Below are 5792 nucleotides of genomic sequence, written 5' to 3' on the forward strand. Positions count from 1 at the left end.
GCGTGAAACGCTCCTCAAAGAGTTTGACCTGGCAAGAGTATCAAGGAACCCGGCCATTTATGATACGGACAAATTGACTTGGATAAACGGGCATTACTTGCGGGAGACGCCGTTGGACAAAATTGTCGATCAAGCGTTGCCGTTTTTGAAAATGCGCGGTTGGATTGAGCCCTCAGTACCGGAAACCGAGCAATATGCGAGACGAGTTGTGGCTACTGTGCGCGATCGGGTCAAAACGCTGGCTGAGATTGCGGATGCATCGGAATACTTCTTTAACGAAGTAACTAGCTATGAGGAAAAGGGAGTTCGGAAGTATTTTCGAAGCCAGGAAACGTTGGTTGCCCTGAGAGTTGTGTCACAAAGGTTGGAGAAGCTATCGCCATTTACCAAAGACAACACGGAAAAGATTTGTCGGCAGACGGCAGAGGAGCTTGGCATATCTGCGGGCAAGATTATTCACCCCATCAGGCTGGCGGTATCGGGTCGTACGATGGGCCCAGGTCTATTTGATATATTAGAAGTTTTAGGTCGTGAACGAGTTGTTAGGCGGATAAAACGAGCCATAGCCTATATAGAACAGAGCGGCACTACAACCGCTATACCTAATAATGTTGCCAATAAGAAATAAAGCTGACAAGCTAAAAAAGAGGCCCTTCGGCTTGGGGCCTCTTTTTTGTAGCGCTAACGGGAGTCGAACCCGTGTCTCCACCTTGAGAGGGTGGTGTCCTAGGCCACTAGACGATAGCGCCAAACCTACCTTCCGGCTGCGGGACCAGGATTCGAACCTGGGCAACATGATCCAGAGTCATGGGTGCTACCGCTACACCATCCCGCAGTATCTTGCCACCGATTGAGTATACCACAGGTACTGGAAGCAGTCAAGCAACCGCGATCACTGGTTAGTGTCAACCCGAAGTGGGGAAAGGTTAGTGTCAAGAGTTAGTAGGCGAGCTCCCCAGATTAAAGTTGGTTACTCCTTCATGTACTATATGGCCACAGATACAGCCTCGGTTATCTGCCTTAAGAGGTGGGCCGATGAGATAGGGAGTATCAAGGGCGGGCATGTGCGCCCAAAGCCATGCCATGCTCCCATATCTTCTCGGCTGTAGTCTTTAGGACGGCTGGCCTTTTCCCTGCTACCATGGCCACAGCAACGTTGTTTATAGGCTTTGGGCGGGTAGGCTACTGGCCTTTATGGCCTTATTAGACACGTTGGAACGGGGCAGTGATATTGTGTACCCTATAAAGCACCAGCTTCGTTGCAGGTTTTCCTGCTTGCATGTAAAATGGGGTAAGTAAGTTATAAAGGAAAAGGAGGGAAGTTTAATTGGCTAAAGTGAAGGAATTATTTGACTTGCATGACCAGGTTGCCATAGTAACTGGAGGAGGTCGAGGGCTAGGACTGCAGATGGCTGAGGCGCTAGCCGATCAAGGTTGCAATGTGGTTTTATGTTCCCGCAAAATTGAGAATTGTCAAGCGGCTGCTGAGGAAATTGCCAGCGCGTATGGAGTAAAAGCTTTGGCATTGGCTTGTAACGTACGCGCCAAGGAAGATGTTGACCGAACTGTAAGAGAAACCTTAGATAATTTTGGGCGCATTGACATCTTGGTAAACAACGCTGGAGCTTCGTGGGGTGCACCCATCGAAGAGATGACTCTGGAACAATGGAATAAGGTACAAGAAACCAACGTTACTGGGACCTTCCTATTTTGCCAAGCAGTAGGCCCAATCATGAAAAAACAAGGCAAGGGGAAAATAATTAATATAGCGTCGGTGGCGGGCCTTTATGGGCTGCCACCTGAAATCATGAATGCCGTAGGCTACCATGCCAGCAAGGGCGCAGTAATTGCTATGACCAGGGACCTTGCTGTAAAGTGGGGACGGTTCAGTATTAACGTTAATGCCATTGCGCCAGGTTTTTTCCCAACCAAGATGTCTAGAGTAATAATTGAAGAAGCGATGAAGTCGGGCTTTTTAGCTATGGCCATACCCCTGGGCCGCTTAGGCGGCGATGACGACTTGAAAGGAGCCATCGTTTATCTTGCCAGCAGGGCTTCTGATTATATGACCGGACAGGTAATGATTATTGACGGAGGAACGTCGGCCATGTAAGTTCAACTTTCACCTAATCGTACTCCGAAGCAACAGCCGCCTTTCTCGGCGGCTTTTGACTTAATTGGAATTTGCACGAACTAGCTGTTATGGACCACAAATGGTAGTATAGATAGTGGTTCGCGCAGTCCAAGTCGCTTCAATTATGAGGTGGAAGAAGACATGAGTTGGAGAACATACGTACTAACGGACGGTAGCAAACACGAAGCGGAATTCGATACCTTTGTGTCCAACCACCCCAAGGGCCATATCTTACAGTCCTACGCTTGGGGCCAAGTTAAAAAGCAAACTGGTTGGAAACCGTTACCAATTATGGTCAAGGCTGATGACGGCAATCCAATTGCGTCTGCGCTAGTTCTTTGTCGGGAAATACCCGGTACACGGCGCTGCATATTGTATTGTCCTCGGGGCCCGGTTGTTGATTTTGAAGATCAAAAGCAAACCCGTTATTTGTTTGGAGAGATAATGAAGCTGGGCCGAGCACAGGGAGCAATAATGCTAAAAATAGATCCCGATATCCGGGCTGACAATGATAGAGTTCGCCAAAATCTAGAACGGATTGGTTTTCGGCCTAGCAGAACCAATCAAGGGTTCGAAGGTACTCAGCCGCGATTTGTTTTTCGTCTGGATATTAGCCCTAGCCTTGATGAACTTATGGCCAATTTTCACCCCAAAACTCGGTACAATATCCGCCTAGCCATGCGGAAAGGCGTTTCAATAAAAAGCCTATGCGGCAAAGAGGATCTGAGGACATTTTACTCGATTCTTTTAGAGACAGCAGAGCGTGACCGCTTTCTAGTCCGTAACTATGATTATTTTGAAACCTTATGGGATGAGCTGGTAAGTAGGGATTATGCTCGCCTCTTCATGGCCTATTACCAGAACCAACCCATTGCTGGAACCCTAGCTTTTACTATCGGCACCAAAGCTTGGTATATCTATGGAGCTTCCAGCAACGAACACCGGAATGTTATGCCTAATTATCTACTGCAGTGGGAAATGATCAAATGGGCTAAAGATCGGGGCTGCACCATGTATGATTTTCGGGGAGTATCAGGGGACCTAGATCCTAACAACCCCCTATTTGGGCTGTACCGCTTCAAGAGGGGATTTGGGGGAGATATGGTAGAATTCCTGGGTGATTATGATCTGGTCTTATCCAAGGGTTGGTACTTCCTATGGTCAGAGGCGCGCCCCGCTTACAGCAAGATAGTAAGAAGGATAGCCCCGGTGCTGCGCCATTTTCGCTCCCAAGCCAAAGCAATCGGGGAGGAAAGATAGTTGCAGGCTGGCGGCGGACCTTTAGGCAATTTGTGGGTTGAGGTTAATTTAGATGCCATCACAGAAAACATTAGGGAAATACGAAATAACCTTGCTGCTTCTACTAAGCTTTTGGCCGTGGTCAAAGGAAACGCATATGGGCTAGGCATCCAAGAAATCTCCCGTGTAATTGAAAACGATGTAGATATGCTGGGAGTAGGTAGATTGGAAGAGGCATTGGCGCTCCGGAAGGCAGGCATCAAGGCGCCCATTCTGGTTCTAGCGCCTACAAGGGGGGAAGTTATCCATAAGGCGATAGAAAAGGACATTGTACTCACTGTAAGCAGTCCCGAGAGTGTTACTGAGATTTGTCAATGCGCTCGCCAGTGGGAAAAACCGGTAAGGATACATCTTGAAGTGGATACGGGGATGGGTAGAAGCGGTTTATTGCCGGAACAAGTGCGAGAAAACGCGTTGTTGCTCAAAAACCTCAACAATATCGTTGTTGATGGCATTTACACGCACCTGGCAGATGCAGCAGGAAGAAAACATAATACCTTGCGCCAGTTTCAGCTTTTTAACCAGACCGTCCGTATCCTTGAGGAACTAGGGCTCCGTCCTACCCGCCACGTATGCAATAGTTCGGCTTTCCTGCAGTTTCCCGAGATGCATTTGGATATGGTGCGGATAGGAACGCTGTTGTACGGCCAATATCCAGCCGGCCTAAAATCGCGGTATCGGGCGATTAAAATAAACAACCCATGGAAGTGTATAGGGTTGGTTACGGAGATTCGCCGATTGCCTGCCGGGTCTACTATAGGCTATGGCGCCAATTGTAAATTGCGCAAAGAGACAGCAGTTGGATTTTTACCGGTAGGCTATATTGATGGGTTTGGCATAGGACCACTGCACGGAGCCAGGGGAGTAAAGGACTTTCTGGTTATGCAAGCTAAGCTGCTGTTGAGCGCGTTTGGGAAAGACGTGATGACGCCAAGCGTCAAGACTTTAACCGGTAAACCCGTCTCTATTCTTGGCCGAATTGGAATGCAATCAACCCTTCTGGATGTCTCTGACCTAAGTGAGGAGGAAATCGCCGCAGGATTTGAACTAGAGATACGGCGGACGGCAGCAAGTCTACTGCTACCCAGGGTCTACGTACGAAGTGGCCGAAGCTATGCCGTATCTAGCTATATCTATAATAGCAAAGGACATTCATAAGTAAGGAAGAATTCCTAAGGTAACATAATATTTCTTATGGGAAGTTGACCAGCAATGCCCAGAAGGAGAGCTGCTTACCAAAACAGGCAACAAATGGTTTTAAGTTTCATCGCCCAAAACGTAACTGCCAAGGGGTATCCGCCATCCGTACGAGAGATTGCCAAGGCGCTGGGCATTAAATCCACTGCCACCGTATACAAATACCTTAAATCGCTCGAAGAACTCGGCTTTATTCGCAGGAGGGCGCGGCTACCGAGAGCCATAGAGATTTCCAATAACACCACTTTTTCTGTTCCTGTCGTTGGGAAGGTGACAGCTGGACTGCCCATCCTCGCCGTTCAGAACATTGACAGTAGGGTTCCACTTCCGACTGGACTGTTAGCTGTAGACCAGGATTGCTTCATCCTCAAGGTTCAGGGTAATAGCATGATTGGGGCAGGTATATTCGATGGCGATTTCCTAGTAGTACGGCAGCAGCATCATGCCGATAATGGCGACATTGTGGTAGCTCAGTTAGGTGACGAAGCAACCGTAAAGCGTTTTTACCAATACGCGCAAGGCACCATTAAGCTTGAGCCAGAAAATCCCCAGATGGAACCAATTATTGCCAAAGATAAAGACGTTAAAATCTTAGGTAGAGTAATAGGCCTAGTTAGGTCCTACTAGTTGTTCGCGAACATAATTAGTCATAGCTTTTAGCGGCCAATTTGGCCTTCCGCTTAACTCCCGCTGCAATCTGGGCCAGCTCCCATATGGTCTCAGTTTTGCACATCTCGGGACTAAGCAGAGCTGTTGATAAGGTCATTAGCGGAAACTTCTTCTCTTGCGGAGTATGCCCACGAGCTACAACATAGCCTCGGGCTCTATCCACTTCATTATACAGGTCGTAAACTAAACGGTTAAATTCGGAGGTAATTCGCTCACATAACTCGGTAGCGTAATCTTCTGGCTCGATAGTAATAATTACAAAGTCATCTCCACCGATATGGCCCACAAAATCATTGTTACCCAAGCCCATCCTAGATATGTTAGACTGAATCACTTTAGCTAATAGCTTTATGGCTTCATCTCCTTTTACAAAGCCATAGGCATCATTGTAGGCCTTGAAATCGTTAATATCCAAGTATATAAACGTGAATTTTTCCTTGCGTTCTAAAAGCGCACTTAGTTTTTCTTGTATTAATTTGTTACCAGGTAGGCC

General features: G+C 47.6%; 6 protein-coding genes and 2 tRNA genes. 5 read left to right on the top strand and 3 right to left on the bottom strand.

Annotated elements, in window-relative coordinates; genetic code table 11:
- On the top strand, positions 1–628 hold a 628-nt coding region (locus tag H5U02_13480; GenBank protein ID MBC7343434.1), incomplete at its 5' end, for a glutamate--tRNA ligase.
- A gap of 48 nt (positions 629–676) precedes the next feature.
- Here H5U02_13480 and H5U02_13485 read toward each other — a convergent pair.
- Both H5U02_13485 and H5U02_13490 read right to left on the bottom strand, forming a co-directional pair.
- Positions 677–749, bottom strand: a tRNA-Glu gene (locus H5U02_13485).
- Between the two features lie 15 nt (positions 750–764).
- A tRNA-Gln gene (locus H5U02_13490) sits at positions 765–835 on the bottom strand.
- A 492-nt stretch (positions 836–1327) separates the two neighbouring features.
- Here H5U02_13490 and H5U02_13495 point away from each other — a divergent pair.
- The 4 genes from H5U02_13495 to lexA all read left to right on the top strand — a co-directional run bounded on the left by H5U02_13495 (position 1328) and on the right by lexA (position 5257).
- On the top strand, positions 1328–2113 hold the full coding sequence (locus H5U02_13495) for an SDR family oxidoreductase (GenBank protein MBC7343435.1): 786 nt from the start codon (positions 1328–1330) through the stop codon (positions 2111–2113).
- Positions 2114–2275: 162 nt separating this feature from the next.
- Positions 2276–3394 carry a peptidoglycan bridge formation glycyltransferase FemA/FemB family protein gene (locus H5U02_13500; GenBank protein MBC7343436.1) on the top strand — a complete coding sequence of 373 codons (1119 nt, stop codon included), beginning with the start codon at positions 2276–2278 and terminating at the stop codon, positions 3392–3394.
- On the top strand, positions 3395–4591 hold the full coding sequence (gene alr, locus H5U02_13505) for an alanine racemase (GenBank protein ID MBC7343437.1): 1197 nt from the start codon (positions 3395–3397) through the stop codon (positions 4589–4591).
- A gap of 54 nt (positions 4592–4645) precedes the next feature.
- On the top strand, positions 4646–5257 hold the full coding sequence (gene lexA / locus H5U02_13510; protein MBC7343438.1) for a transcriptional repressor LexA: 612 nt from the start codon (positions 4646–4648) through the stop codon (positions 5255–5257).
- A 16-nt stretch (positions 5258–5273) separates the two neighbouring features.
- On the opposite strand, the gene H5U02_13515 is transcribed toward lexA, so the two are convergent.
- A partial coding sequence (locus H5U02_13515; GenBank protein MBC7343439.1) for a GGDEF domain-containing protein occupies positions 5274–5792 on the bottom strand: 519 nt, incomplete at its 5' end.

The sequence above is a fragment of the Clostridia bacterium genome (assembly GCA_014360065.1).
Lineage (GTDB): Bacteria > Bacillota > DSM-521 > Neomoorellales > JACIYF01 > JACIYF01.